Below are 23,751 nucleotides of genomic sequence, written 5' to 3' on the forward strand. Positions count from 1 at the left end.
ACGGCCCGCCTACGCTAAAGCTTCTGCGGGCAAGGAAGACGGGGGATAGTAGTGCTGGCGTCGGCAAGACGAGTAAAAAAACCGGTGTCTGACGGCTCTTTCAGGGTGGCTAGCTGGCCGTGCCGACACCTGCGTCAAGCCCTGAGCCGGGCACCCCTGAAGGGGCGCAATAGAATAAGGATGGCGGTGAAGCCCCATCCTTGAGAAGTGTGAAAGCCCGGTGTGAAAACACACCTGGGAACAAAATTGGTTACAAGAGAAAGTCGGACAGTCAGAGAGTCGGACAGTCGGACAGTCTCTAACGCAATAAAGTAAACGAGACTGAAGACTTTTGCACCTTAGCGCTTCCCCCTCACGGGGATTTGCGTGAAACATAAAAAGCATGAAACAACAACCACCTAAATGGATCAACCGCCTGCTCGACTGGTACTGCAGCGAGGAGTACGCCAATGAAATCCGTGGCGATATGCTCGAGCTGTTCGACCGCTGGGTGGAGGAGAAGGGGCTTTGGAAGGCCAAATGGCTTTATGTGGCCAATGGGCTGATGTTCATGCGGCTGTACAATACAAGACTAAGGAAAACTCAAATAAAGACTAATCAAATGACAATGATCGCCCATTACCTCAAAATCGCCGGCCGCAACATGGCCCGCCAAAAGCTGTATACACTGGCCAATATCGTTGGCCTGTCTGTCGGTATCGCCGTCAGTCTCATGATCTTTCTGCATGTGGACAAGGAGCTGAGCTACGAAAAGGCTTATCCAAAACATAACAATATCTACCGCCTGGCTGCCACCACCTGGGCCAAGTCGTCGCCCACGCAAGGAGAGGCTTTCAAAGCCTATATGCCGGAGGTGAAGGAGTTTTGCCGCTTTGCAGACTTTGGTGGGGAGCTTACTGTGCTCAATGTGGGCGAAGACTTCTTTGACGTGGAGCATGTGTACCTGGCCGATCAGTCAGCCATCGATATGTTTGACTACCAGTTTGTAAACGGCACTGCGGAAGGAGCCCTCACCCGGCCAGGCACCACTCTTCTTACCGAGTCGCTGGCGAAAAAAGTATTTGGAACAGACAATCCGGTTGGCCAAACCATCGAACTGAATGAGAACGACAAATTTGAAGTGACCGGCGTGATCAAAGACCTGCCGACCAACTCTCATATTAAAGCCGAGCTGCTGGTTTCCATGCCGACTTTTATGAAATGGGTAGATGCCGATTGGTATAGTAACAAAGGCTGGATGGTTATGTACACCTATGTGCTGTTCGACAACCAGCAGCAAGCCGAAAGTGCCATGACCAAAATGCTCGACTTTCAAATCGACTACAGGCAAATTACAGAAGAGGGGATGGCAGAGGTAAAGGCGGAAAATTTCTTCTATGAGCTTATGCCGCTGACCGACATCCACCTGGGGTCAAACAAGATTCAGGAAATGGGGCCAAACTCCAGCGCCACCTATATCTATATTTTTATCACGCTAGCAGTGTTCATTACTATCATCGCCTGTGTCAACTTTGTCAATATTTTCGTCACTATTTCCATGCGGCGCATCAAAGAGATTGGCATGCGCAAGGTGATGGGTGCCAAAAGGGGGCAGCTGCTACAGCAGTTCCTTGGAGAGAGCATCCTTACATCGGTGCTGTCGGCCCTGGTGGCGTTGCTGCTTTGTGCGATTGCCATGCCGTTTTACAACTCGCTGGCTGGATCCGGCATTGAAGCCATGCAATTGCTCGAGCTGAAATACCTGGTGTTTTTAGTGGGGATTGTCTTGCTGATCGGCTTGCTGGCCGGTGCCTATCCAGCACTTGTGGTGTCGGGCTTTACACCTATCAGGGCTTTGTCGGCCAAGCGGGATGCCCGCACGAGCGGCGTGTCTGGTTTCCGCAAGGGGCTGGTGGTATTTCAGTTTGTATTGTCGCTGTTCATCATTATCAGCACAGTGGCGGTAACAGAGCAAATGAACTTTGTAAGAGACAAAGACCTGGGCTTCTCGGCCAGCCATGTGGTGGCGGTAAAAACCTACGGCAAAATGAAGGAGCAGCTAGTGGAGAACCGGGAAAGTCTCTTTGCCCGGCTGAAGGAAAATCCGGCCATTGAGGACGTGAGTCTGTCGTCGAACCTGATGGGCGACCAGCTCAGCGTGGAGGGGTTCCGGCTGGCCTCCATGGATCCGGATGCTGACTACCCGTCGGTCAATGTTTTGCGGGTAGATGAGGGCTTCCTCAGCACCCTGGACATTGAGCTGCTGTCGGGGCGCACATTTCAGCCGAAAGCCGACACAGGAGGTGTCTACATCATCAATAAAAAACTGGCCGACCTGTGGGGGATAGAAAACCCCGTAGGAGAGATGGCCGAGCAGATGACAAGGAATGAGCGAGGGCCGATTATCGGCATGATCGATGATATTCACTACTACTCCCTGCACAGGGAGGTGGAGCCGCTGGTGATAGAGTATAAACCATGGTGGACAGGTTATATGCTGGTAGAAATCGACGCAGAGAATGTGCCGCAGACGGTGGCTTACCTCGAAAACTTTGTGCAGGACGTGGCTCCAGCCAGCATTTTCCATTACCGCTTTCTTGATGATCGCATCGACGCACTCTACAAAGAGGAGTACAGCATGTTCAGAATCTTCAGGGTGTTTTCCGTGCTGGCGATCATGATTTCATGCATTGGCCTGTTGGGATTGGCAGCCATTGAGGTACAGCGCCGTACCAAGGAGATAGGCATCCGCAAGGTGCTGGGTGCCAGCAACCAGGGGATTTTGGGGCTGCTGAGCCGGCAGTTTGTGGTGATGGTGGGTATAGCCATTGCGGTTACTGTTCCCTTAACCATTTATGCCATCGGCGAGTGGCTGGCCAATTTTGAGTACCATATTACACCCGGTGTGCTGACGTATGTGCTGCCCTCAGTGTTTTTCATCGTGCTGGCGATTGCCATGGTGGGCTTGCAGGCGTTTAGAGCTGCGACGACCAATCCGTCGGATTCGTTAAGATATGAGTAGAACAGCCGGGTGTGAAGACACACCCGAAGACGGTTAGAAGTGAAGGCACATGCGGGGATGGAGCTAGCCTGTGCCAGAGGCTTCGGCAAAGTTGTTCTCGCATACCCGTGAAAAATGACTGAATAGCCGCCTATAATGATGAAATCTACCTCAGCCTTTGTAAGCTGTATGAGTAACTTTTGATGCGACTCTACAAAAAGATTCATTCGTTCCTGGTGATCTCAACCCTCGTAGCACGCCTCCTTTTCGAAAGCTGGGCCCTTGTGACCCCATAAGCCCTCAGTGTTAAGTCAACCGTGTTTTTGATTCGCTCATATGGAGAGGTCGCAGCCATTTCCTGGATGTCAGATTCGTTCATCTGTTCGAATGAATCCAGGATGGTGATTCGGTTTTTCTTTTGAGTAGGGGTTGGCATTTGTTCTTTTAGAGATATTTGTCTTTCTGATTGCGGCTATTGATCATGATCTCAAATAACCCTGCTCATCTCTTTCTAATGCAATTTAAGGTTTTGAGTGAATGTTTGGTTAAAACGATTGGTTAATTATGGATTCGCTGAGGTATGAGTAGCACGGCGTGAGGATAAATCCAGGGACAATCCCGCCTACGCTGAAGCTTAGTCGGACGACCCGCCTTCGCTAAAGCTTCAGCAGCTCCGACCCGCCTTCGCTAAAGCTTCGGCGGACCAGAAATATTGCGTGCATCCTTTGTGTCCTCGTGCCTTAGTGGCAATGAAGCTCCATTTTGAGAAGTTGCAGATGGTGGAAGTATGAAGGCAGGAACCCCTGGCAATGCACCCACCCGGTGTCTGACGGCTCTTTCAGAGTGGCTAATTGGCCGTGCCGAGACCTGACGAACCCAGTGTCGACGGCCTTGTACGGTGTTGCCATGTGATGTCTGAAATCAAAGCCCTGAAAGGGTGTAATAAGAAAAGGATGGCGGTGCAGCCCCATCCTACGAAGCAGCCTTTCAATCCCTGATCCAAACCAAATTTACCGGCGTGCGACTTTCTTTAGTAGCCAGTTCTTTGAACCGGCTCATCATTTTCATAGGCCCGTCGATGGTGAAGGTATCTTCCAGCATAGAAGGAAAATGGCTGGGGTTGGTGCGGTAGGTATAGGTTACATGAGTAGAACGCTCTCCATTTTTAGAGAAGCTCCATTCCCGCTCGGGTACGTTCACCCTTGTCATAGAGGTAGCTTCCTTTTCATGTGGTGAAGAGCGGAGGTTCACCGTTACAGTTTTGAAGTCAGGTGTGTGGTTGAATGTAGCCAGGGTAACCATATCTCTGTTGGGAATGGGCCATGGCAAATCGATCACCTGATAGAAGACAAGGGACTTTTCGTGATGGTATTTTATAAGCTCGCTGCTCTTCATACCATCCATGAAATCGGTATGGAATTCAGTATTGTAAAGGATGTTGACACAGGTTTTGACACTGGCTGGCACAGTGAAAACCGCCATGAAGTTCCTTAGCGTGTCGCACTTGTGGTCCGATTCATAGAGGGTGATGCCATTGAGCTCCTCCAGCACTGTCCACTGGGGCTGGGAACGGCAGGTAAAACCAAACAGAAAAAATGTAGTAAGCAGCGAATAAAAAAAGTATCTCAACATTATATCTCAGCATTATATGTGAGCATTGCAGCATCAAGATACGAAAAGCAAAATAAAAAGGCACGCTCAAAATGAGGTGCCTTTTTCCTAAACCTACTCTAAAACCACTCAAAACATTTTCTTATGTATTTTATTGGCGTTCCAAAATCTGGGATAAAACCTGATCAGGTCCCACCACCAGATGAAAGTCAGGGCCAATCCCTGGAACATCAGCTTTGGTCTTTTCAGGTACTTAAACCTTGTTTTGAAATAATACCATTGTGTCTTTATCATTACCTCCCAGTAGATGATTTGCCAGGGTGAGCTGCCTCTGTTTTTCCGGTAGCTTTCCGGATCCTTGTAGAATAGGCGAAACTCACTTTCCATGATCTTCATCCTTTTGGAAACCTTCGTGAAGGTATCCATGCGGGGTGGGTGATATACGAGCATATCAGCGCAGAATCCAATCTCTCCGTTTTTCTGTATTCTCCAGGCCAGGTCGGCGTCTTCGTTGTGCGGAAAAGGAAATTCCGTATCGAATCCGCCAACGGCGTCAAGAGCACTCTTCAGGTAGGCAGCGTTACAAGTAGGAACGCTTTTGTTGCCTTGTGTATTATCTATCTGGTGAGTCAGAGGTGTGATTTTATCCTTGTCAGTAAAAGTGCTTCCCTGCAAACCCACTATGTCGCTATTCTTAAATTGAGCATCAATCGTACATAGCCAGTTTTGTGAAGGGATGCAGTCGTCGTCAGTGAAGGCGACTATTCTTCCTTTTGCATACTGAATCCCCAGATTTCTTGCAGCAGCAGGGCCCTGGTTTTGTTGATTGAAGAAACGAAGACCAATGGTGCCGAAAACAGAGTATTCCTCAAGCAATTCAACGGTTCCGTCGGTGGAGCCATCGTTGATCACAATTACCTCGTAAGAAAGATGGCAGAAGTCCTGGCGGCTAAGAGCATCCAGGGTTTCCTTTAGAGAATCCCGTCTGTTATAGGTCGCAATTATTACCGAAATATCCATAGCGAAAAATTTTCAGGTTTTAGAATGGGCGTGGTGTACCCGGTAGCTGTCGATAGTTTTTTCATTCGATCACCTCCGTCGCTTTTAATGAGGTTTCTGGCTTTTTCATTAGGCCCAGCACTTTTCCGATACTTCTCAAGTAGACACCGGGAATTTTTGCAAATGTGGAAACGATGCTGATGTCAGCCTCTTTTTTGAGTATTGTGCCGATCCAGATAAACCCTCCCAGCTCAGTAATGGCCATAGCAAGCGGAGCTCCCATCAGGCCAATGTTGCGCATGAGCAGGTAGCCAATGCCGATATTCAATATGCTGTTAACCAGTACAATGCGGAATGCCGTTTGAGGTTTTCCCATGGCGGTCACCATGCTGCCAAAGGCTGCGCCAAAAGGCGTTATGATGGTAGCCAGCAGAAGGTAAATGGCGAGTATGGACCAGGATTGCCTGTATTCTGGGCCGCTCACCAATTCCAGAATGAAAGGCGATAAGAAAACGCCTGTCAGTGCAAATGGAATGGTGAAGGCCAGAAGCTGGGCAATAGAGTCTTCGAATGTGTGTTTGGCTGCTTTGAGGTCGCCTTTGTTCACATGCATCACCAGACTGGGAAAAAGGATCGACTGGAAGGCATTGTTAGGCAAAAGGGCGATTTGTGAAAAACGTTGCGATACCCCCAGAAAGGCTGTCTGCTGAAGGCTGAGCAGCGCACTGGAGTAAAACAAACTTATCCTTGAGGACACCGCAGAAGTAGCTTCCCGCAGCATGGCGAAAAAGCCAAAATGACGGATCAACTTTAGGTTTTCCTTCGCAGTAGTCGACTTGGCGATTTGCTTGTAGGGAAGGAAGAACGAGGCAAAAATGCCGCCCGCTATGCTCCCGGCTCCCATGGTGGGCACCAGGTAAATGACTTCCGCTTTGTTCAGGTAGAGTAGAACGAACAAAACGATAATGGTGCAAAGGTTAAGTAGATTAGTAATAAATATCTCTTTGATCTGCAATTGGCTTCTCAGGAAAAAAACCTGCCAGCGAAACCATGCATTCGGAACGGCATAAAGTGGGTAGAAAAGCATAAACTTCCCCAGAGTAGTGCTCAGGAAAAAGCTTATCGCAACAATAACGAGGCTGGTGACGAGTTCGAAAGACAGCATCACGGTCAGGTTGGTCTTTAGTGAACTGTGGGCTGAGCTACCTGTTATGCCAGCGGTGCTTTTCACCATGGCCGACTGAATGAGGGCATCTCTGAGGCTGCCTGCCATGGCAAATATGGCGATGAACAGGAACCAGGCTCCTGTGTCTTCGGTACTATACATCCGGGTGATGGCTGCTACCAGGCCTATGCCCAGGGCGAACTCAATCCCGTTGTTTAGTAACGACCATATTTTATTTCTGAATGAAATCATTAGCAAGTAAGCCTTTCATTGAATTATGATTCAAATTTAGCTTGCTCAGCCTGCTCTTTCTGGTCAAAATCGATGGATCGAAACATAATGGCGGCAAACAGCCAGAAAAGCACGCTCATTGGAAAAACACCTACGACCTCCTGTCCCCATTCCACGACGAGTAGCGGGGCTATGGCGCAAATCATGCCGGAGACAATGGCCTTGTAGCGTTTATTCTTCATTTTCCAGAAAAGGAAGGTGCCTTTTACAAGGATGTTGTAATACACATTTAGGAAGAAAAGCAAGCCTATCCAGCCCAACTCCACGGCCACACGGATCAAACCAGAGTCAGGTGGAAAGTTGGCCAGAAAGGTACCGGGTGAAAAACGCTGCCCCCACACACCCGTTGACCCTAACCCACCGCCAATGGGGTGCTTCAGGATCCAGGGGAAAATGATGGCCTTGTTGCGGGCACGGGTTTGGTAGGAGGCATCCTCTGATGCTTTGAAAGTACTTTGAATCCGTTGAATGTGGTAGTTGTTGGTTGGCATTACGGCCACCGTCACCATCAGCGCACCGGCAAAGATTACCGAGTAGTAGAGTTTCTTGTTTCTTGAAAGCACCACCCACGCAAAGTAGAATATGGGAATGATGACATAGGCAGACCTGGTGCCGGAGTATACCATGCCCATCAGGGTGGCAAGAAAGGTAGCCAAAAGAAAGAGCCTGGTGAATGTGCCTTTGAAAGCTGTGAGCAGTGCCACACAAAGCATGGAAATGAAAGCCATCAATATTCCAAACTGGGCGGGAGATCCAATACTACCTATCGCTCTCCAGCGGCCGTAGTTGAAAACGAGGTGCATGACGTCGTGCCTAACCACGTAATTATACTCCCAACTGAAATAGCCGAAGTTGGCCTGCCAGATTCCCCAGCTGGCCGAAAACAATGAAAGCCCAAGGATGACAAACAGTAACCTGTACATCTTTTTGGGCGTGGTGAGCATGTCATAAGTAAGGAAAAACAGCATGAGATAACCCACGGCTGGCCTTATCACAAAGAACCAGGCTTGTCGTGAAGCCGCCATCGGATTGAATAGCTCAAAAACATTCATACCCGCCCATAGCAAAATAGAAATGCCGAACGGACTTGAAAAGGTACTCCAATCCTTGTTGTATGTACTTCGGTAGAGCACACCCACCAGCATCGTAACGATAACCACATCAAGCAAAATGCCCATGGGAATGCCTTCAAAAAGCCTGTTGGGGATGCTGACAAAAAAGGCCAGCCCCAGCATGATATAGATGCCGATTTCCGTTTTCCAAAGGGCAGATACGCCAATTGGCAGTGCTACTACGACCACAATAATGCCTAAGGCCACGATAATGCCTTTCGCCACCATTAGTTGGGCAACGACGGGCACAAGACAAAGCCAGAGCACCCACTGCATCCATGGAGGAATACCTCCCTCACCCCGGATAAACCGGCCAAGAATAGTTCCTGAAGATGGAGAGAGGTTTTTCATTTATCTTGCCAGAAGCTACCTCCTGAAAGGCAAATTCTTAAAGTTTGTGAGTTGTGTGGATAAACTTGCCATGGTTTTCCTTCTTGACACTTTTTGCAGCATTGAAAAGGTTGTTGAAAGCCAATTTTGGAAGCTGAAGGCCATGCTTTAATGCGGTTCCCAGCGCTTTCTGGCTAATGAGAAACAAGGCCACAGCCAGTCCAAGAACGACCGCCGATGCGGTAAACAATGGCAAGTACAAAGGCCAGCTGCCAAAATAGGCATACCATCCGATTTCCAAAGCCGCCACCATTGGCGTGATCACCACCTGAATAGACCTGGGCGGCCTCCAAAGTGTGATGAGATAGTCGAAAGCTGCCAGTCTTCGGTAAGTAAATGCCGCTGTAAGTAGTGTTTTGCCATGATAAAGGGCGTTGTAGTACTGCTCGCCAAACCATCTCAAGCGCTGAGGGTTGTGCGCTTCAAGGGCCGAAGTCTTTTCTTCGTAAAGCTCGCTGGCGGGCCAGTAGATAGTTCGTACATCCCGTTTGCGACTCAGCAACTGTACCATAAAGTTCTTATCGAAGCCAGGAGCTTTGGGGTCGAGGTCGTTGATGGCCTCTGAAAACAGCTCAGCTTCAATTAATGCGCCACTGCCACTGATTTCGATCATCATGCCCATATTTTGTTTCGCCTTGCGGAACATGGTGTCGTTTAGCGCTTCCGTGGTATTGTCGAAGAAAGCAACCGAGTTGTTTACCGACAAAGACGATCGTTTGCCCTGTATGATATCGTAGCTATCGTAAAGTGATTCAGGAATATTGTTGAAATAGTCTTCGTCGAGCAGGTTGTCTTTGTCCACCAGCATAAGGAATTCAGGGCACCAGGTACCTTTGTCGCATTCGCAGTGAATAGTATGGGTAATGTGTCGCAGTGCATGTTGATAGGAGTTACCGCCCAGGTGTCCAAAGCTCTTCTCTTCGACAAAAAAGCCTTTTGATTTTACAAAATCGGCATATTCGCTGTCAGCTTCCTGAAGCAATACATAAACGTGGATGTTCTTTCTTGCCTTGATAGCTTTTTCAATAGAATTAAGCACTTCCTTGAAAATGGGGCCAGGCTTGTAGGCTGGTAGCACAAGCAGCAGGTGTGGGTTGGTTAGGTTTTTATTTTCCCCCATTGCCTTCGGGTTGGCATATCCCAATACGATGAGCGCCAGCCAGTAAAGGCTGTAAAAGAGCAGGAAGAAGGCGATTGGGTACATTATAAACTGCATAGCTGTCATTATTTCTAAAAGTCTCTTGTTATCAATTTCTTGGTGATCCGTCTGATGAAGGTTCTTTTCTTGGGTATTTCGCCCAGGTAGTCTTCCATGTTCTCAACATCGACTCTGTTGAGCAACGTGCCCAGGAACTGTAGCCTGGACTCCAATAGCATCTTCTCGACTCGCTGATCGACTTTGGTGATGATGCGATTAGCGCTGAATATATATAGCACGTGTTTAGAGAGTTCCATCCAGAAGCCTGCCTCAGCGCTGATGTTGATAGGGGAGGTGATCAGCACAACGAGGTCGTTTTCGGTTTTCATCTTATCCAGCGACTCTACAATTTTGGTTCTGTTTTTTATCAAACCATTGTTCTCCACCAAGGGCTTGAAGTCAATGAGAGACTCGTAGGTGTTCTCGTTCATCCAGTCGGCGTCAACAAAGGCGACCTTTTTCCCGGAGCCTTCCAGCAGCGATTGAAGCTCCAGTGCGACGTAGTGCTTGCCTTCACCTGCCTGGCTGGAGGTTAGCATCAGTATGCCCTCATCGTCGAAGCATTTGCTCATGATCATTTGCAACAACTGAAGTATTTGCTGCTGATGTATGAGTTGAAGTGCTTTGGCTAGCTTTTTGTCTTTTTCCTTCGCTGTTATTCTTGGGAGGGCACCAATGACTGGCAGCGATGAACTTCTCTCAAATTTTTCCACACTGATGATGGATGCATCGAGCAACTGAATGATAATGAACACAGCTGCCATTAACACGAAAACTGCGATACCACCGGCTGCCACTATAACAGGTCTCTTTGAAGGCTCCGGCTTAGTGGGAAGATATGGAGGGTCAATCACCTCTATCATGTTCTCACCAGAGCTTGACTCCATGGTTTGGGTCAGGTTGAGCTTGTTTAGCAACACCAGATACACGTTTTGTGCCGTGCTTATCTCCTGCTCCAATGCCACTATGGTGGACTCAAACGGAGCGAATTTTTTAGAATACCCTGTGACCCTTTGGATTTCATTTTCAATGATGCTCAACACGTCGGCGTTGATTTCTGTGTCAAGGTCATAGTTGAGGTACTTGCTGGCCAGCTCCAGCTGTATCCTGCTTGGGTCGTAGGGGCTCTTACCGGTCAGCTCTATGAGTTTCGCATTGATAGCTTTTCTTGTGGTTTCCACATTGCTTTTCACCTGCGCCAGGGCTGCAGCATTGTTCTCCTCAAGACTAGTAGTAAGGACCTGACGGTTAAGTCTCTTCAGGTCTTCCTTTAGCTGCACAATTTCAGCGTTGGTGGTGAGGTCAAGCGAGAGGGCGTTGCCTGCTGCCACAGTGCTCAGTACTTCTGACTTACCTTTCGCTGAGGAGCTCACCTTGGCCATCAGGTTGGCCCGGGTGCCTTCCAACTGCACCAGATACACCACAATGGCTTTGGTATGCTCGCCAAGGTTGATGATGCTGTTTTCTACTTTGAAGTTTTCGAGTTTCTTGATTTTTTCATCAAGATCTGCTTTTGCTTTGTTCACTAGCCCTTCAATCAAGTCCTTATGACTCTTGATTTTGTTTTTGGCAATCTCACGGTTTTCATCGATCAGGGCCTCAATAAACAGGTTAGCTATTATTTGTGTCTTTTCAGGGATATGCTCTGAGAGCTCAAACTTCATGAAGTTGCTGTCCATGATGCGGTACGACATCACAATATCCTTCAGTCTTTCAATCTGTAGCTGATGGAAGTCGAGGTAGCTGGCGATGAGGGTGTCGGGAAACTGCTTGGGGCGCAATTGCTCATTGTTGTGCTCCATTTCATCCAGACGTTTCAGCACTTCCTCTCTGTTGGCAACAAGGCTTTCATTCCCAATTGAAAAAATGTTTCCATCTTCAAGACCTTTTCTTACTGCTTTGATCCTTACCCTTTCTATAGGTTTTTTTGACTTCAGCAGTTCCACAATGTTTTGGAATACCGTGTGGATCTGGTATTGCTTCATGTCCTCATCCGTAAGGCTGGTGCTTTTGCTTTCCTGTAGGTTGAGGTAGAGTTTCGCTTCTGTTTTGTAAGTCTTTTGGCCATTGGCCGTCATGTAGATGATCAACGCCATAGTTAGCCCAGGCACAAGCACAAGCTTAAGCCAGTGCTTCATTAATGTTCTGAGTATTGCTATTAGTTGGTCCATGGTTTTATTGCTCTGAAGTGGCAGATGCAGCTTCAGTATCTGAGATCATGATTGAAATTTGTCGGCGGATTTTCCTTACTGCCAGTTCGGATTTGAGGACTGCTTCCTGGGTGAGGTTCATTCCATTCTGAATAAGCAGCACTTCTTCCATGCCTGCCTCACCTTTTCTGAATCGCTCTGTTACCAGGGTCACCTGCTCACTTTGCGTTTGGTTGGCAGAGATTCTTAGCTGCGCAATGCCTAGTGCTTCCAGATAAGTGTAGAAAATGTCGATTACCTGGGAGCGAACAGCCTTTCGTTGGTTTTTTAAGGAGTTTTCGGCTCGCACAATATTGTATTCCGCTTTTCTTATGTAGCTACCACGATTGATGAATTTTTCAGGGTCAATACTAAGCGTCACCCCAAGGTTGGGGAGTACCCCGGCTGTAGTTACCGACTGGTTTTGGCCATCTACTGAAGTGTTTAGAGAGAAAAAGTTGATGCCCATTCTGAAGGTAGAAAGCCACTTGTTTTTTTCCTGCTTCACATTTTCGTACTGCTGGGCGAGTTCGGCGTCAAAGCTTTTGAGGTAGTAAGAATTGACAAGTGCCAGATCGACCAGGCTGTCGATCGCCGCTTCGTTAGTAAGAAGCACCTCAACCAGCTCGATTTCCCTAGCCACGTCAATCTCTTGCTGAGCGAAAACCGCCAAGGGAGAGAGTAAACATATAAAGATGAATAAGCGCATAACTAGTTTATTTGATAATACAAATCTATAGCAGAGCGCTCCCTGATCGGGATTTATTAGACGTTTGGAGGGGCGGAGCCGGTTAATGACAGAATCTGGCGATAATTGGATTTACAGGGATGTAGCATCATAGGCTCAAAAGAAAGTGAAGGTATTCTTCCAAAAAGGCTTTGCTTGTAGAGCAAAAAGAGAAAGGGAAACCAACAGTTTCCCTTTCACACCATAAACCATGAATATTTAAAATTGAATCTTTACTTCTTTTTGTAAAGCTTATTGGTGTTTCTGTAGCCCGGCTTGTCCACGTACCAGTCCATATAGCTGAAACCACTGCTTCTGGCCCATTGGTTGAGGTTGATGTATGACTCCCTCACATCTCCACCTTCAACCGGGTAGTCGAAAGCTATAGGAAGATTCATCGCCCATGGCAGCTCCTCTTTTGATCTATAGTAGATGCCTCTGGATGGATCCGAATTGTCATTCTCCGTCCCAAAGTAGCTGTGATCAGCAAGGTCAGTTGGCTCATACCCCGGCATGTGAATTTCACGGCCTCTTTCCTGATTGATGAACAGAAATGGGTTGTAGGGCGCTGACCCCAACTCCGCAAAGGTAACAGGTCTTGTAAAGGTGACAAGATTTCGGATGGTGTCGGGAGCCACAAAGCTGTTGGCTTGTATGGTATTGATAATACCCGAGGTTGGAAAACCACCATGAACCTTGTCGGACACAATAATTGTGGCTTTTGATTGGCCCTGTTCGGTGCCATTGGCACTTAGCGTAACAGCTGAGCCATGAAGTTCGCTGCCGGTTACGCTTGCAACCAGGCCGGATGCTATTTTGGTAGAAAACCCAAACCCATTCTGATAGCTTGCCCCAATGGCCTTGATCACGAATTCTGATTTCAGGTTAGTGATTTTATTGTTGGCGTCAGCGAATTGGGTGAACCGATAATCTACTACGAAATCGTTGAAATCGTAGTCGCCATAGCCGGGCCACCTGTCTTCGAAAGTAAAGGTGCCGTATGCCTCCGATGAAGGATAGTCGTATTTATAGGCATAAGCCGGGTCATCAGGAAACTCGTCGTAAACATTGCTTACACCATCTCCGTCGTCGTCGCCGGGCTTGTCAATTGGCTTAACGTTTTCAGTACTGATGGCTGTTATTGGATTTGAAGTGATGTAAAAAACAGCGTCGTTGAAATCGTCGTCGCTTCCGGTTGCTCTATTCAAGTCTTCAAAACCAATGACAAAAAGCTCATTTTCCTCATCATAAAGTGTGACGGTGTGTTGTTTCAATGAAGCATCAGCTTCAGGGTTGAGGTGGCTATGTGAGTAGTACCTGTTGGCATTCTCTTTTATTGTAGAGGTTGAGCTATCGAATCCATCGGCTATCAGCACAAACCCAATAGACGTTCCTGAATTAAATGTTCCCAGGTGAATTTTGTCGCCGGACTTCAATGGCCCACCTGACCCGTGAAGAGAGGCATTTGGAAAGCCGATATAGAGTGTCTCGATGTCACTTGGCTCTGAGGGAGGATTGCCAGTGGGGTAAGTGTAAAAACCCAAAGTGTTTAAGAACCCTGCACCTTCAGTCACGAAGGTCATCCACACATCGGCCTCCGATGTCACATTGAGGTTGGTTTCTGTCCCTTCAGCGAGATAACCGGGATGGTAGGATGGTACTGGCTGCCTTTCCGGCAGAGAAGCATTGATAAACTCTAGGGCTCTATGTTTAATTTTGTCTTTCTGAAGCAGATAGTCAGGCTTTCCATCCTTTCTAAAGGATCCTAGGGCTGTTAGTGTTGCTGCTGCCATTCTTCCACCTGAATTATCCACCGCTGTGCCATCCTGCACACTTTGATTCGGCACTAGTTCGTCCGCTAAATAATCAAAGTCATGCTCAAATCCGGCAACGGTCACCTGCCCGTTAAAGCGCTCGACGGGAATCACCAGAAAGTCAGGAAGGCCAAGGTATGACAGCTCCATAACTACCTCAGTAAAGGTGTTGGGCATGCTGTACTCAGTTTCAAAATTGCCGGTTTGATCGGTAAAGCCCTTCAGGATGATCACTCCATTGTCGAGAGGTGACTTGTCCCAGAGTGTAATCTTAACTCCTTTGTGCGGGCTGCCTTCCTCATCTGTTAGTTTGATGCGAATGGCCTTTGTAGTCACATTCGAAAAGTCCAGGTCGTAGGTGTTTGCTGACGAATTGCCAGGCCCACCGTCAAACTCTTTGACACAACCCGTCAGCAGGGTTGCTCCAAACAGAAAGGTAATTACATCGATACTTTTAATTCTCATAGCTTTAATTTTCATAAGGGTATTTATACGTTCTCGTGCTGGAAGGCTGCAAGAGGCGTTTTAACTAAAATTTTGATGTCCATCCACAGAGAATAGTTTTCCGCATATTCAATATCCAGGCGTTTGCGGCTGTCTTCCGACGTGGCTTTTTTGCCTCTTTCGGTCACCTGCCAAAGGCCGGTGATGCCGGCTGGTGCCATAAATCGCTTCGACCAGTCGTCGGACGTAAGCTTCTCAGCTTCGTACAACGGGAGGGGACGGTTGCCAACGATTGACATATGCCCCAGCAGCACATTGAAAAGTTGCGGCAATTCGTCTATGCTTGAGTTGCGGATAATTTTGCCAACCCGGGTAATTCTGGGGTCATTGTTGATTTTAACAAACGAGTTTTTCTCTTCTTTTTGCTTGAAGGCAGCGAACTTCGGTTCTTCCACCCAGTAGTCGTCACCAATCAAAACGTTCTCGTCGTCAAAGGCGATACTTTGATCAACACCGTCAACTTTTGTTGTAGGATCCTCTACGGCTTTATCGTCCTGGGCGTAGTGATTCAAATGCTTCATGTTTTCCAGCAGCTTGTCAGCATCGGGTCTCATGGAGCGGAATTTGTAAAAGGGGAATATTTTGTAGCCTGTGCCTACTCTGGGCGATTGATAGACAATCGGTCCTTTGGATTCCAGCTTGATGAGAATGGCCACCAGAATAAGAATGGGGCTGATCATAAGAATGATCATCGAAGACACGATGATGTCAAATAGCCGCTTTGATAGTGGCATTTTGAAAGTGGTGACATTTTTCTTTTCAGCTTTTTTTTCTGAAGTGAAATGTATCAGGGTCTTGACGATCCCCACGAAGGTTTCTTTATTTTTCGAATATTGAACTACATCGACAATAAATGGAGGTAGCTGCATGGCTGCTGGGATAGCGATGTTGTCGAAGTCGACAAGTACCACCTTCTTGTAGCAACTTTTTTCGGCTTGCTCCTTTACGAGGTCTCTCAACTGCTGTTGAATATCCGGCTGCGCCTCAATGAAGACAAGGTTATTAGCCTGCGTGCCCTCAACGGAAGGGTGCCACGACACAGCGACTCCATTGGCCGTAAGCTCCTCGGTAACGGGTAAAAGTCTATTTCCTATAGCTGCAATTTTCATCATGTTAGGCTGTTTGTTGAACCTTATGGGAGGCAAGAATACCTTCGATTTTCACCTGTAGTTCAACGGGATTGAAAGGTTTGGTGATAAAGTCAGAAGCACCGGCCTTGAGGCAGTTAATTCTGTTATTGCTGTTGCCCTTGCCGGAAAGGATAACCACCGGAAGATGTTTGTACACGGCCGAAGACTTGAGATAAACCAAAAGCTCCAACCCGTTCATGCCGTCGAGGTCAAAATCAGCAAGCACCAGGTGGGGTGTTCTTGTCTTGTCGTGTAAAACTTCGAGCGCTTCCTCTCCGCTACTCACCACTTCAGCTTCAAATGAGCTTCCGAGAATGTGCTTAAGAAAGCTCCGCATCATTTCGTTGTCGTCAATAATCAAAAGTTTACTTTTCATGGTTTTGTCGTTTTATGGATGATCAAATGTAATTGGAGATGCTCCCAGGCAGAGGAACCTTTAGACGATTGGTAGGCTTTTATCGATATTTGGGGGGTAATGAAATGATGTTTAGAAATGAATATTGGTATTTCAAAATAGATTTTATCGCCTCAATTGGCCGATAAGTTGCTATGTATGTGTTAGTAATGTTATATTTCGGCGTTTTTCATTATTGAAAGATATTTTATAGTTTCACCAACTAGGGATGTAGGCAACTGAGAAGGCCGGATTGCTCCGAACAGTGGTTTTTTTAGCTCAAAACCAGCTAGTTTGGCGGGGTTTCACTTGGCATGCAAGTGATTGCCTGGCAATCGGCAGCATTATCTTATTGTATTATTTGTGTAATTGACTTGGAACAATCACAAAACGAGTGATTGTTCAACAAGACCCTTAGTTCGACACCATGCCTCGATTGTTTCTGTTTTTTGTACTAATAGCCACGTATTTTACCGCCTCTGCTCAAAACGTGGATAGAATGCTTCGTGATGCGGAAAAGATTTTTTATGATGAAAATTTCGTTTTGGCTCGGGAAAAGTACAAAGAGATACTAGAAATAGACCCCAAACAAACCAAAGCAAAGTACCACTATCTCATTAGTCACTTCCTTACCGATGGCAGAGGCAAGCCAATAGATGAATTATTAGAATTGGACGATATTCAGGGGAAAAAGGACAAGTTCTTTTCATACTGGCTGGGTAGAATTTATTTTGGAAACTATGATGCCCAGCATGCCATTAAGCATTTCCAGATCTTTTTGGACCTGAGAGCAAAGAAGAGTGAGGAGATTGTAGATGAGACCAAGCGTTTCTTTACTGATGCGGAATGGCTCCTGAAATACCTGAGGAATCCTGATGATTTCGAGATTAGGCTCGTTCCAGGTGTCAACTCTGAGCAAAACGACCTTTCTCCGGTATTTTTTAGTGGCAACGATGAGTTACTGTTTCTTTCCTCACGCTCCAGCGAAGGCAAAGAAGATGTATACAGGGTGTATCATACTAAGTTTGGAGAGTCCACTTGGGAAAAGCCGACACAAATTCCGTTGCTGGGAGACTTTGAGTATGAAAATGCCAATCTGGAAGTGGTGAATGAAGACGGAAAGCTGTTTGTTTTTGACAGAAAAAAGGGAGGGCGCCTCTTTTATAGTGAGCAAAAAAACGGCCAGTGGACAGTCCCAGCCGAGTTTGACGCCATGTTGTCTAACGCCCACGTTCATTCTCATTTTTTTATCAATCCCAAAGAGAACCGGGTAATATTTGCTTCCAACGATGGAAAGAAAGGCAAGGATTTTGACCTTTTTGAGTCACTAAAAGATCCTGCAACAGCGAAATGGAGTGAGCCAACATTACTGCCAGGAAGCGTAAACTCCACTTTTAATGAGCTTAGCCCCTATTTGAGTGCCGACGGAAATACCCTGTATTTCAGCTCAGACCGGATTGGGTTTGTTGGGGGATACGATGTGTTTAGTTCAGCATTTAACGAAGCCACGAAGACGTGGGGAGCACCAGTGAATATGGGGTTTCCAATTAACTCCCCTGATAATGAGTTGAACTTTAAAATGAAGGTGGATGGTGAGGAAGGATATTTTTCATCGGATCGCATACACGGTATGGGAGCTTTCGATATCTATTACTTCTGGGCCATTGAGAAGGTCAACATAAAGGGTGTGATCACTGACGGGGCCACAGGTATGCCGTGCGTCGACTGCCAGATCAAATTCCACCCTTCGAGCTATTACGATGAGTCGTTCACCAGTTTTACGGGCGAGTCTGGCGCCTACGGAAACGAGATTATTGCCGACGAGATTTTCGTGGTTGAGATTTTCGATGTCGATGAAAACATGATTTACAACAATAGCCTCCAGATCAAGGCGTCGGGTGGTTTGGCAACCACACTCACCAGAAACTTTGTTATTGGGGGAGAGCAAACGGAGGAGATGTTCACGGTAACCAATATCGATGTAAAAATGCCTGAGCAGGCCGATACAGACTACCTCATCGCCAGTAAGGAAAAGGCAGTGGTGGAGCTGATCAATGAGGGTGGGGTTGAAAACTCAGGTAGCGGAAGCACAGGAACAAGCGCTACCACCGCCGCTGGTAGTAATAGTCAGACTCATAGTCACAAATACAAAGAAGCTATCCGAAAGCTGGTAAGACCAAACGTATATTTTGAAAATACCAAAGTCTATTTCTCTGCTGACTACCAACCGCTGTTGGATGAGGTGTTGTCTTTAATGCGAAAAGATGAAAGTCTAGTAATTGAAGTGGCTGGCCACACTGATAATTTTGGAGGTGCGAAGATCAATATGGTGATCTCGCAAAATAGAGCGGAGTCAATTAAAAAGCATCTTGTCGGAAGAGGTATTGCTGCCAGCCGGATCATCGCCAAGGGATATGGAGAAACCAAGCCTATGGCTAGTAACGATCAGGAATTGGAGGGGCGGGAGCTCAATAGAAGAGTAGAGTTTCTGGTGGTAGCGGAAGGTAACTAGTATGGGCACTCTGGAAAACTAAAAAGCCGCTATTAACGGCTTTTTCATGATATAGAGGTTATTTTTAACCCAGTAAGAAGAGAAAAATCAAAGGAAACAAAAGCCCAATGGCGGCCAGTTTCCACCCTCTTTTTCTGAAACTTTTGTCACCTTTCACAATAAACATCCCGGTGAAGGCGATGACAAGCATGGCCACCCCGAATATGTCGGAGTAGTAGATCCAGAAGTCACTGGTGTCTACATGAAGCTTGGTCATTTGACCGAGAAGCGGTGTGGTCATGTATTTTTCCAGCTTTCCTCTGCCCGTGCTCACGTCCATTGTCACGTCTTGATTAGCGTAGGAAACTCTCAAGGTATTTCCGTCCATGCTGTACCTGCGAAGCTGGTCATCTATGGACTGAGTTGCGGAAAACGATTTGATGAAGTCATCGTTAATCGATTCGGCGCTGACGGGAGTCATTGTGATTTCCTGTGAAGTATACTTTACCCGACTCGGGTGCCACACTCTTCGGTGATTGAGGAAAATTCCTGAAAAAGAAAAGGCAATAATGAGGCCTATATAAAAATAGGCGATGTCCCTGTGGGTGTTTCGTGCGGTTAGCTTCATTTCAGTTCGCTTTTTTGCGGTGAAATTATACATTTCATCTAACAAAATTTGGTAAAATCGACGTTGACTTACTTTTTCAGGATGCCAGAGTGTTATTCGGCTACCCGTTGGCGGCCGAGTTTACTTACTAATCAATTTATCTACAGAGTATTTGCCACCCCCCATAATCAGCAGAGAGATGAAAATAATCAGGAACAGAAAGGGCTTTTCCTTGGTGCCAAAAGGGTCTGCGGCGTGAGCCACGAAGCCTGCTGTTGTCATCGTTACAATGAGAGGGATAGCGGCCAGGCGTGTGGCAGCGCCCAGCATAATGAGGATGGCACACACAAATTCGGCAAACACAGCAAGAGACAGGGAGACGGTTGAGCCAAGCCCCATGAAATCCATGAAGCGGATTTCCCCTCCGGAGAACAGGCGTTGGAACTTACCGAAGCCATGAGTTAACATAAAAGCGCCCGAAAACAGCCTGAGAACGAGGAGGCCAAGTGAGACATAGTTTTCATTGATCGAGCTGGAGAAAAGTTTTTTCATAGTAGAAAATTTAACGGGATTCAATAATAGCATTAAAGGGTAAACCAATAGTTCAGCTTAAACACGATGGCCTTGCTTTTGGCCTTCAGGAAAGGATCTGCAAAGTAGTTGTCGGTGTATACCAAATAGAGGTCAGACATAGGCTTATACCTCCATTGCAGCCTGCTGTTGATATTGAAGTTGTTTCTCTGGGTGTTGTACTGAAAGAAAGTTATCCAGAACAGACTATTGGAAAAATTGATTTCTGATCGCTGGCTAAATAAGCTTATGCTTGCGCTGCCGTAGCCTTCAGCAAAGGCCAGCTCGTTTTGCTCGAAGCCAAGTGAAAAGTTGCCCCAGGGCTGTAGCCGATAGGTAAATTCTGTTTGGTATCGCTGAATTTCGCCGTTATAGAAGCCACCAGCACCGGCCTCAACTGAAAAAGCCAGCTTTTTTCGTTCATCTGACTCGTAGGCAATATTGAATTGGCTGAACTGATAAGTGCCGGGTGGGAGCGGTGTATCGTCAATGAAAGCCGTGTGAAAAAGCAGCCGAACGTCGTTGCTGCTCAGCTCTGTTTCTATTCCAGATGTATTTTTAAAGTTGATTTCATAGCCCAGGGAGGAAGATCTTTCATTGAGTGTCCAGTCGGGATTCCAATCTACACTGGTGCTCGTTTGAATTTCATGGGTATTGATGTTGCCTCCATTGGTGGGGCGGATGGTATAGCTAGCCTGACTGTATATATGTTCAAATCCCAGTCTGATAACAGTGTCTCGCAGCGCATCATAGTTTTCTAACCTCGGAATGAAGCCCATGTCGGCATGAAAGTCGGTAGGAACGGAGATATAGTCTGCGAACAGAGACCAGTGCCTGTCGTCATACCCGGCGGTATAGTGTTGTGAATAAGAAACACCGGCACCTGGCTTTTCAGATACGCTTACAAGGGCTGTGCCCGTTATGGATCCCGGAATATTGGAGTAGTCGAACCCAATCCCCCCATTTCGCCCATAATTGGTTTTATCGGTTCCCGCTCCAGCAACAAAGCTTTGCCTGTTATGAAAATAGCCTTTGATGAGCGACCTGCTAAAAACACGTTGGTTAACGGCGACGGCTGTGTAATTCTGTGCTTCGGTGTCGTCTGTTTCCCTGGTTTGAATGTTCATAACGCCTACTCGCATGCGCTGTGTGAGGTTACCACTCAATCTGGCACCTGCCAGGATGGGGATCGGCCGGGCGTTTTCGTCGAGCCCTATTCGTCGGGAAAAAAAGGGACGATTCGGGCCACCACCGAAACCGGAAAACAGATCTGCATTTTCCAGAAAGAAGGTTCGCCTTTCAGGATAATTGAGACTAAAACGGGTCAGGTTGGTTTGTTGCACGTCTACCTCAATCTGGGAGAAGTCGGGCAATACAGTAAGGTCCAGGTTGAGGGAAGAGGTAATGCCAATTTTCGCATCCAAACCGCCCGCCAGGTCAGCTGAGGTGACAGGTACTTCGTCTTCCCGGTTGTTGTTGATGCCTCCAGTGACAAAGGGGATCACCGATAAGTTGGTTTTTACAGGGTCTGGGGCTTTGTCCCATACCATCGATCCGGTATAGCCCAAATCATAGCCGTCGAAGTTGATAGGGATATTGGTCCAGGCGTGGTATTGATTAGCTTTCACATCGTTGCGGATGAAGTTGATGCCCCACTCATCATTATTGGCTTCAAATCGAAGTGTTTTGAACGGGATGGCCATTTCTACTATCCAGCGGTCTTCATGCCTGGTTACTTCAGAGAACCACTTGTTGTCCCAGCTAAAATTGAGGTTGTTGGAGCTCGAGGCCAGCAGGTCTTCGGCCTGCACATTCATGGGGCTTACACCAAAAAAGAAGCCGTTGGTTTTTTTATTGACTGGGTCAAGCACCACTGCGATGCCGTCGCCATCAAAGTACCGGATATCCCTTTTAAGCGTTTGTACCACGTAGTAGCTGGTGTCGTAGCACACGGCGCTTATGTACAGAAATTTCTCATCGTAGGCAGCACGCATTTCTGTTTGCCGGGGTGCTTTTTGGTCGTCTCTTGGAAATTTCATCCAGAAGTCAGTCGCTACATCGGCGGTTTGCCAGGTACTTTCGTTGAGTTCGCCGTCAAGCACGATAGGATCTTTGGCTCGCTCTATTCTGAGCTGATACTTTGACTGAAATCCGGTATTTTTCTTATCGTTGACTTCCTGGGAGGTTGCGTCGAGGAAAAAAAGTTGTCCAAAAATGAACGTAATTATGGTTTTGCGCATAAATCCGACCGATCGGTTATAGAGTGTTGATTGTGTCGTTGACAAAGAAAATGGGTTGACGTGCGACAGTCAACTAAAGATTTGTTGGGCGGAGTGTAAAAGAATGTCACCGGACAAAAAAAGACGGCCACCTTTTCAGGTAGCCGTCTTTTTGCCTGCAAAAGTGATTCCATTGACTTTCCTATCATTCAAACCCGGTTTTCGATTTTCAGAGAAGTGACTCTTGTGAACTCTTTCTCTTTGTTGGTTTCAAGTGTCTGATCAAGGCTGAGTGCGTGAGCTGCCATCAGGATATCCAGGGGGCTAATGGGCTTTCCCTTGTTTTCGAGATCCGCTCTTATTTTGCCACAGCCATGGCGGCATCGATATCAAAGGGTAGGATTTCCAATGGAATAAGAAATTGAGCAAGCGCAAGCTTATTTTTCTCGGCCAGTGCACTGTTCATTACTCCGTAATTCAGTTCAGATAGTATTATTGAAGAAATCCCGATTTTACCCAAAGGGATAGACCGAAATCTTTCAAAAAAATGAAGCGGTTTTTGCTTGATAATGTAGATGCAAATATTCGTGTCGAGAATAAACATCAATCAAACGACTCCCTTTTTTGCTGATCTGGTTGACCTTTCACTGTCATGAAGTCGTCAGAAAACTCATTCACACTATCAATCAAACTCTTCCAGGGATCGTGGAAAGGGATAATATACAACACATTGCCAACCTTTTTGAGGTAGGCCTTATTGTCATTAATCTTAAGGCTCTCGGGTATTCCAATCAACTGAGTGCCTGTAGAATCTTTTATATCAATTGTTTCGAAACCCATGGCGTCATTTTCAACTAATGTACAAAATTAAAGAAAAAGGAAAACAAGGCAGGTTTCACCTGCTTTTCTTTATAACGAGAAAAGGCCACCCTTTCAGGTAGCCTCTCTATTATTTATTCCTCAGTAGCTGATTAAGCTAGCTGAGCTTGAATTTTCTGGTTCAAAACTGACTTGGGAACTGCACCAATTTGTTTGTCAACCACCTGGCCATTTTTGAAAACCAAAAGGGTGGGGATGCTGCGGATGCCAAACTTAGCGGGCACCTGTGGATTCATGTCCACGTCCATTTTGGCGATAACGGCTTTGCCTTCAAAATCACCAGCCAGCTCCTCAACTATTGGCCCAATCATTTTACAAGGCCCACACCATTCTGCCCAAAAGTCAACCAGAACGGGTTTGTCTGAGCTAATGATCTCCTCGAAATTAGCGTCAGTTACTTCTATTGCTTTACCCATTGTATGTATAATTTTTGTAATTGCTGAATACCTTACACAAATATAGATCAATAAGTTCTACATCC

At 46.8% G+C, this 23,751-nt stretch carries 19 protein-coding genes; 2 read left to right on the top strand and 17 right to left on the bottom strand.

Annotated elements, in window-relative coordinates; genetic code table 11:
- Positions 1-382: 382 nt before the first annotated feature.
- Positions 383-3,001 (top strand): FtsX-like permease family protein, encoded by a 2,619-nt coding sequence (locus RIF36_RS17650; protein ID WP_350123142.1) that lies wholly within the window; start codon positions 383-385, stop codon positions 2,999-3,001.
- A gap of 202 nt (positions 3,002-3,203) precedes the next feature.
- Here RIF36_RS17650 and RIF36_RS17655 read toward each other — a convergent pair whose 3' ends face one another.
- The 11 genes from RIF36_RS17655 to RIF36_RS17705 form a co-directional block, all read right to left on the bottom strand.
- The gene (locus tag RIF36_RS17655) at positions 3,204-3,416 is read right to left on the bottom strand and encodes a hypothetical protein (protein WP_350123139.1); all 213 of its coding nucleotides are present in this window, start codon (positions 3,414-3,416) and stop codon (positions 3,204-3,206) included.
- A gap of 551 nt (positions 3,417-3,967) precedes the next feature.
- On the bottom strand, positions 3,968-4,612 hold the full coding sequence (locus RIF36_RS17660) for an SRPBCC family protein (protein WP_350123136.1): 645 nt from the start codon (positions 4,610-4,612) through the stop codon (positions 3,968-3,970).
- Positions 4,613-4,720: 108 nt separating this feature from the next.
- Entirely contained in the window at positions 4,721-5,611 is an 891-nt protein-coding gene (locus RIF36_RS17665) for a glycosyltransferase family 2 protein (protein WP_350123133.1), read from the bottom strand.
- Between the two features lie 61 nt (positions 5,612-5,672).
- Positions 5,673-7,007 carry a lipopolysaccharide biosynthesis protein gene (locus RIF36_RS17670; protein WP_350123130.1) on the bottom strand — a complete coding sequence of 445 codons (1,335 nt, stop codon included), beginning with the start codon at positions 7,005-7,007 and terminating at the stop codon, positions 5,673-5,675.
- A gap of 23 nt (positions 7,008-7,030) precedes the next feature.
- Positions 7,031-8,509 (bottom strand): O-antigen ligase family protein, encoded by a 1,479-nt coding sequence (locus RIF36_RS17675; RefSeq protein ID WP_151997518.1) that lies wholly within the window; start codon positions 8,507-8,509, stop codon positions 7,031-7,033.
- Between the two features lie 37 nt (positions 8,510-8,546).
- Positions 8,547-9,764 (bottom strand): glycosyltransferase family 2 protein, encoded by a 1,218-nt coding sequence (locus RIF36_RS17680; RefSeq protein ID WP_350123127.1) that lies wholly within the window; start codon positions 9,762-9,764, stop codon positions 8,547-8,549.
- A gap of 14 nt (positions 9,765-9,778) precedes the next feature.
- Complete coding sequence (locus tag RIF36_RS17685; protein ID WP_350123124.1) at positions 9,779-11,884, bottom strand: nucleotide-binding protein; 2,106 nt, start codon at positions 11,882-11,884, stop codon at positions 9,779-9,781.
- Positions 11,885-11,921: 37 nt separating this feature from the next.
- The gene (locus RIF36_RS17690; RefSeq protein ID WP_350075434.1) at positions 11,922-12,644 is read right to left on the bottom strand and encodes a TolC family protein; all 723 of its coding nucleotides are present in this window, start codon (positions 12,642-12,644) and stop codon (positions 11,922-11,924) included.
- A gap of 251 nt (positions 12,645-12,895) precedes the next feature.
- Positions 12,896-14,941, bottom strand: coding sequence for an LruC domain-containing protein (locus RIF36_RS17695; protein WP_350075432.1), 2,046 nt, complete (start codon positions 14,939-14,941; stop codon positions 12,896-12,898).
- Positions 14,942-14,964: 23 nt separating this feature from the next.
- Complete coding sequence (locus RIF36_RS17700) at positions 14,965-16,092, bottom strand: sugar transferase (protein ID WP_350123121.1); 1,128 nt, start codon at positions 16,090-16,092, stop codon at positions 14,965-14,967.
- A gap of 1 nt (position 16,093) precedes the next feature.
- On the bottom strand, positions 16,094-16,486 hold the full coding sequence (locus tag RIF36_RS17705) for a response regulator (protein ID WP_350075428.1): 393 nt from the start codon (positions 16,484-16,486) through the stop codon (positions 16,094-16,096).
- Between the two features lie 517 nt (positions 16,487-17,003).
- On the opposite strand from RIF36_RS17705, the gene RIF36_RS17710 reads away from it, so the two are divergent.
- Positions 17,004-19,016, top strand: coding sequence for an OmpA family protein (locus RIF36_RS17710; RefSeq protein ID WP_350149492.1), 2,013 nt, complete (start codon positions 17,004-17,006; stop codon positions 19,014-19,016).
- Between the two features lie 64 nt (positions 19,017-19,080).
- Here RIF36_RS17710 and RIF36_RS17715 read toward each other — a convergent pair whose 3' ends face one another.
- The 6 genes from RIF36_RS17715 to trxA all read right to left on the bottom strand — a co-directional run bounded on the left by RIF36_RS17715 (position 19,081) and on the right by trxA (position 23,686).
- A complete protein-coding gene (locus RIF36_RS17715) occupies positions 19,081-19,623 on the bottom strand; it encodes a PepSY-associated TM helix domain-containing protein (protein WP_350075425.1) in 543 nt (180 codons plus the stop codon).
- A gap of 120 nt (positions 19,624-19,743) precedes the next feature.
- Complete coding sequence (locus RIF36_RS17720; protein ID WP_350075423.1) at positions 19,744-20,154, bottom strand: DoxX family protein; 411 nt, start codon at positions 20,152-20,154, stop codon at positions 19,744-19,746.
- A gap of 32 nt (positions 20,155-20,186) precedes the next feature.
- Positions 20,187-22,412, bottom strand: coding sequence for a DUF5916 domain-containing protein (locus RIF36_RS17725; RefSeq protein WP_350123118.1), 2,226 nt, complete (start codon positions 22,410-22,412; stop codon positions 20,187-20,189).
- A 337-nt stretch (positions 22,413-22,749) separates the two neighbouring features.
- Entirely contained in the window at positions 22,750-22,995 is a 246-nt protein-coding gene (locus RIF36_RS17730) for a PIN domain-containing protein (RefSeq protein ID WP_350075661.1), read from the bottom strand.
- Positions 22,995-23,231, bottom strand: coding sequence for an antitoxin (locus RIF36_RS17735; RefSeq protein WP_350075419.1), 237 nt, complete (start codon positions 23,229-23,231; stop codon positions 22,995-22,997). Before RIF36_RS17735 ends, RIF36_RS17730 begins: the two co-directional genes overlap by 1 nt.
- Positions 23,232-23,362: 131 nt before the next feature.
- On the bottom strand, positions 23,363-23,686 hold the full coding sequence (trxA, locus tag RIF36_RS17740; protein WP_151997507.1) for a thioredoxin: 324 nt from the start codon (positions 23,684-23,686) through the stop codon (positions 23,363-23,365).
- Positions 23,687-23,751: the final 65 nt, after the last annotated feature.

The organism is Imperialibacter sp., assembly GCF_040222815.1.
Classification (GTDB): domain Bacteria; phylum Bacteroidota; class Bacteroidia; order Cytophagales; family Cyclobacteriaceae; genus Imperialibacter.

Coding starts and splice junctions, on each gene's coding strand:
- RIF36_RS17675 (WP_151997518.1), bottom strand. CDS start 8,509: ATGAAAAACCTCTCTCCATCTTCAGGAACTATTCTTGGCCGGTTTATC.
- RIF36_RS17680 (WP_350123127.1), bottom strand. CDS start 9,764: ATGCAGTTTATAATGTACCCAATCGCCTTCTTCCTGCTCTTTTACAGC.
- RIF36_RS17665 (WP_350123133.1), bottom strand. CDS start 5,611: ATGGATATTTCGGTAATAATTGCGACCTATAACAGACGGGATTCTCTA.
- RIF36_RS17700 (WP_350123121.1), bottom strand. CDS start 16,092: ATGATGAAAATTGCAGCTATAGGAAATAGACTTTTACCCGTTACCGAG.
- RIF36_RS17685 (WP_350123124.1), bottom strand. CDS start 11,884: ATGAAGCACTGGCTTAAGCTTGTGCTTGTGCCTGGGCTAACTATGGCG.
- RIF36_RS17730 (WP_350075661.1), bottom strand. CDS start 22,995: ATGTTTATTCTCGACACGAATATTTGCATCTACATTATCAAGCAAAAA.
- RIF36_RS17725 (WP_350123118.1), bottom strand. CDS start 22,412: ATGCGCAAAACCATAATTACGTTCATTTTTGGACAACTTTTTTTCCTC.
- trxA (WP_151997507.1), bottom strand. CDS start 23,686: ATGGGTAAAGCAATAGAAGTAACTGACGCTAATTTCGAGGAGATCATT.
- RIF36_RS17705 (WP_350075428.1), bottom strand. CDS start 16,486: ATGAAAAGTAAACTTTTGATTATTGACGACAACGAAATGATGCGGAGC.
- RIF36_RS17710 (WP_350149492.1), top strand. CDS start 17,004: ATGCTTCGTGATGCGGAAAAGATTTTTTATGATGAAAATTTCGTTTTG.
- RIF36_RS17670 (WP_350123130.1), bottom strand. CDS start 7,007: ATGATTTCATTCAGAAATAAAATATGGTCGTTACTAAACAACGGGATT.
- RIF36_RS17655 (WP_350123139.1), bottom strand. CDS start 3,416: ATGCCAACCCCTACTCAAAAGAAAAACCGAATCACCATCCTGGATTCA.
- RIF36_RS17695 (WP_350075432.1), bottom strand. CDS start 14,941: ATGAGAATTAAAAGTATCGATGTAATTACCTTTCTGTTTGGAGCAACC.
- RIF36_RS17660 (WP_350123136.1), bottom strand. CDS start 4,612: ATGTTGAGATACTTTTTTTATTCGCTGCTTACTACATTTTTTCTGTTT.
- RIF36_RS17650 (WP_350123142.1), top strand. CDS start 383: ATGAAACAACAACCACCTAAATGGATCAACCGCCTGCTCGACTGGTAC.
- RIF36_RS17715 (WP_350075425.1), bottom strand. CDS start 19,623: ATGAAGCTAACCGCACGAAACACCCACAGGGACATCGCCTATTTTTAT.
- RIF36_RS17690 (WP_350075434.1), bottom strand. CDS start 12,644: ATGCGCTTATTCATCTTTATATGTTTACTCTCTCCCTTGGCGGTTTTC.
- RIF36_RS17735 (WP_350075419.1), bottom strand. CDS start 23,231: ATGGGTTTCGAAACAATTGATATAAAAGATTCTACAGGCACTCAGTTG.
- RIF36_RS17720 (WP_350075423.1), bottom strand. CDS start 20,154: ATGAAAAAACTTTTCTCCAGCTCGATCAATGAAAACTATGTCTCACTT.